At 64.5% G+C, this 3823-nt stretch carries 4 protein-coding genes; 2 read left to right on the forward strand and 2 right to left on the reverse strand.

Annotation, left to right across the window (positions count from 1 at the left end; genetic code table 11):
- Nucleotides 1-1042 (reverse strand): tetratricopeptide repeat protein (locus MOV75_RS30245; RefSeq protein ID WP_247007151.1); only part of this gene is annotated, 1042 nt, incomplete at its 3' end.
- 62 nt (nt 1043-1104) lie between these two features.
- On the reverse strand, nt 1105-1854 hold the full coding sequence (locus tag MOV75_RS30250; protein ID WP_246931214.1) for a HugZ family protein: 750 nt from the start codon (nt 1852-1854) through the stop codon (nt 1105-1107).
- Between the two features lie 241 nt (nt 1855-2095).
- Between MOV75_RS30250 and MOV75_RS30255 the strand changes: the two genes are divergently transcribed.
- Both MOV75_RS30255 and MOV75_RS30260 read left to right on the forward strand, forming a co-directional pair.
- Entirely contained in the window at nt 2096-2797 is a 702-nt protein-coding gene (locus MOV75_RS30255; RefSeq protein ID WP_008542552.1) for a response regulator transcription factor, read from the forward strand.
- Between the two features lie 195 nt (nt 2798-2992).
- A partial coding sequence (locus MOV75_RS30260) for a stimulus-sensing domain-containing protein (RefSeq protein ID WP_247007152.1) occupies nt 2993-3823 on the forward strand: 831 nt, incomplete at its 3' end.

The raw sequence follows: 3823 nt of genomic DNA on the forward strand, positions 1-3823 counted from the left end.
TGCCGCGCTGAATCGCGCCGAGCGCGTCATCGAGCGCCTTGTCGCTCGCCAGCAGCGCCTGCTGCCGCGCAGCGAACAGAACCGGCAGCACGACACGCAGCTGCGCGCGATTGCCGGCAAGCGTTGTCTGCGTGAACGGCAACGCGTCGGCGGTGCGGCCCGACACCTGAAGGAAATGGGCGAGATTGCTGGTCGAGGTCGCGACATCGGGATGATCGGGTCCGAGCGCGCGCTCACGGATCGACAGGGCGCGGCGATAGAGCGGTTCGGCCTCGGCATAGCGCTGCTGGTGCTCGTAGAGCCCGGCGAGATTGTTCAGCGAGCGCGCCACGTCGGGATGATCCGGTCCCAGCACCTTTTCGCGGATGGCGAGCGAGCGCTTGATCGGCGCCTCGGCGTCCACATCGCGGTTGAGGTCGCGATCGACCTGGCCGATGTTGTTCAGGACGGTGGCGACCGCGGGATGCTCGGGCCCGGCGGCCTTCTGATAGATCGCCAGCGCACGCTGGAACAGCGGCTCGGCGTCAGCAAAATGCTCCTGCTTCACATAATGCGTGGCGAGATTGTTGAGAGACTGGCCGACATCGGGATGCTCGCGCGACAGCGCCTGCTCGCGAACGGCAAGCGCGCGCTTGAACAGCGGCTCGGCCTCGGTGAAGCGGCTCTGCCGCTGATAGAGCGCGGCAAGATTGTTGAGGAGCGGCGCGATCTCGACGCTGCCCTGACCGGTCCCCTTCTCCATCAGCGCGATGGCGCGCTTGTAGAGCGGCTCGGCCTGATCGTCGTGGCCCTGGTCGGCGTAGATCTGCGCGAGATTATTGAGCGCGGCGGCGAGGTCGCGGTTGTTGCTGGTCTTCTCGAGCGAGGCCACCATGGCCTGCGCCAGCGGCAGCGCCTCCGAATATTTGCCGGCGCTCCGGAGCGCGGTGATGCGCGCGCTCTGCGCCGACAGATCACCCTTCTGAGCAAAACCGGGCACGGCAAACGACGCATTGATCGCGAGCACCAGACCCGCAGCCAATGCCAAACGACGACGCGTCATGAACCCTCTCGCTGCGAGCCTCAGGATCTACCGTCTTGGGTCGCAGCGATGGGTCGCGGCGTTCAAATTGTTGCGTTCTGGTCCACCTTCATGCGCGCTTCGCCAGCGAGACGAACCAGCATCTTGCGCAGCGACGTGCCGTCCGTCACCCGCTCCGGGAAATCCAGCCGCAGCGCGGTCTGGCCGTCCTGCATGTCGAGACCTTCCGGATCGCAGCCGGTGCAGCGCCAATCGCCTTCGGCCGCGCCCAGCAGCTTGGTCGCATAGAGGCCCAAGGCCTCGCGATGGTCGGCATTCATATGCGCGACAGCCCCCTCCTCCGCTGCCAAGAGGTCCTCGGCGCCGGTGAGATCCGTGAGGAACTGCGCGGGCGTGAGGTCGACGATCCGGCCGAAGCCGGCGACCAGATGGGTTCCCGTGGGACGGATCCGGAAAAACGAGAAATCCTTAAAGGAAACAAAGCCTTCCGCCGACGGATGCGCATTGAGATACCGTCGCTGGAGCAGATCCTTCTCGGCATCTGCCTGTTCCGCCCGGCCGGACAGCATGATCCGGGCGCCTTCCAGCGGATCGCCGGCCGCCCGCTCGTCCAGCATCAGCGAGACCCTGCTATCGGCAACGATATTACGGGTATGCACGGCAAGGCCCGAGATCAGCAGGATCGGTGAGCCGTCGGGATGGCTGGCCAGATTGACCAGGGAACAATAGGGATCGCCGCTGCCGGCCATGAGAGTTGCCAGCGCCCCCTGCCGCGATCGGCGCAGCAGGGAACTGGCCAGCTTTCCGGGAACGAAATCAGGGGTCGGTTGCATCGGCTTTCTCGGCTCAGGTGGTTGCAAGGGAGGCCTTTTTTCGGGTAAACGGGGGCCTGGTTATGGGTCGACATGCGGCGAATCTGCCGTGTTTCGTGGAACTTGGTCACACTTCAGCCCAGCTTGCATTGCTCGGTGACAAGGTTCGAATGCCGACTTCGGCACCCATGTATGCGGCGCATCAGTGGATTGCTCGCCGTTTCAAGCCACGACCCAAACGGAAAGCAGAAAGCAGAGGCTCATGCCCACAATCGCTTTGGTCGACGACGACCGCAACATTCTCACATCCGTCTCGATCGCGCTGGAAGCCGAAGGCTACCGAATCATGACTTACACCGACGGCGCCTCCGCGCTTGACGGTTTCCGCACCACCCAGCCCGATCTCGCCATCCTCGACATCAAGATGCCGCGCATGGACGGCATGGAGACGCTCCGCCGTCTCAGGCAGAAGTCCGACCTGCCGGTGATCTTCCTGACCTCCAAGGACGAAGAGATCGACGAACTGTTCGGCCTCAAGATGGGTGCCGACGATTTCATCCGCAAACCGTTCTCGCAGCGCCTTTTGGTCGAGCGCGTCAAGGCAGTGCTGCGCCGCTCGGCGCCGAAGGACCCGACCGTCGCGCCGAAGGAGAACGACGCCAAGGCGCTCGACCGCGGCCTTCTGCGCATGGATCCGGAACGGCATACCTGCACCTGGAAGAACGAGCCGGTGACGCTGACCGTCACCGAATTCCTGATCCTGCAGGCGCTGGCGACCCGGCCCGGCGTGGTGAAGAGCCGCAACGCGCTGATGGACGCCGCCTATGACGACCAAGTCTATGTCGACGACCGCACCATCGACAGCCACATCAAGCGGCTGCGCAAGAAGTTCAAGGTGGTCGACAACGAGTTCGAGATGATCGAGACGCTCTACGGCGTCGGCTACCGCTTCAAGGAAGCCTGAGGCTCACGCAGCATCACCGGTTCTGATTCCATCGGGGCCGGGATCGCTCCAAAGCGCGATGAGATGGGAATCGTCATCGCGCTTTGGTTTGTTTCTTGAGCATGATCCGTTCGGAAAACCGCTGCACACTTTTCCGGATCATGCTCTAGAATGCGGGGGCCTTCTCGATGAGCCGTCCTAACGCGGGCGTAAGCATTGCTGGACCGAACGCAGCCTGATCCAAACCAGAGCGCTGGGGACGTCACGTCCGACGGCGTTCCGGAGCAATTTGCCGAAGACAAGCCGCAGGGCTTTCGGCCGCTGAACTGGCTGAAGCGCGCCGGGCAATTCTTCTTCGCGCTGTCCTTCTCCAGCCTGACCCGCCGCATCGTCTCGCTTAACCTCGCCGGCCTCGTCGCGCTGGTCGCGAGCATCCTGTACCTGTCGCAGTTCCGCGCCGGCCTGATCGACGCACGGGCGCAGAGCCTGTTGGTACAGGCCGAGATCATTGCCGGCGCGATCGCGGCCTCCGCCACGGTGCAGACCAACGCCATCACCATCGACCCCGATCGGCTGCTCGACCTCAAGCCGGGCGAGACCTATGGCGGCCCGGACGAATATTCGCCGCTGGACTTCCCGATCAATCCGGAGCGCGTGGCGCCGGTGCTGCGCACGCTGATCTCGCCGACCAAGACGCGCGCCCGCATCTACGACCCGAACGGCAGCCTGCTGGTCGACAGCCGCAATCTCGAAAACGTGCTGCGTTACAATCTGCCGCCGCCGGCCGAAAAGCCCGGCATCGTCGAGCGCGGCATGGTCGCGGTGCGCACTTGGCTCAATCGCGGCGACCTGCCGCTCTACCGCGAGCTCGGCCCCGAGAACGGCAACGGCTATGCGGAGGTCGGCGACGCACTCCAGGGCCAGAAACGCTCGATGGTGCGGGTCAATGCGCGCGGCGAGGTGATCGTCTCGGTCGCGGTCCCCGTGCTGCGCTCGCGCGCCATCCGCGGCGCCTTGATGCTCTCGACGCAAGGCGACGACATCGAC

The sequence above is a fragment of the Bradyrhizobium sp. PRIMUS42 genome, from assembly GCF_023006515.1.
Lineage (GTDB): Bacteria > Pseudomonadota > Alphaproteobacteria > Rhizobiales > Xanthobacteraceae > Bradyrhizobium.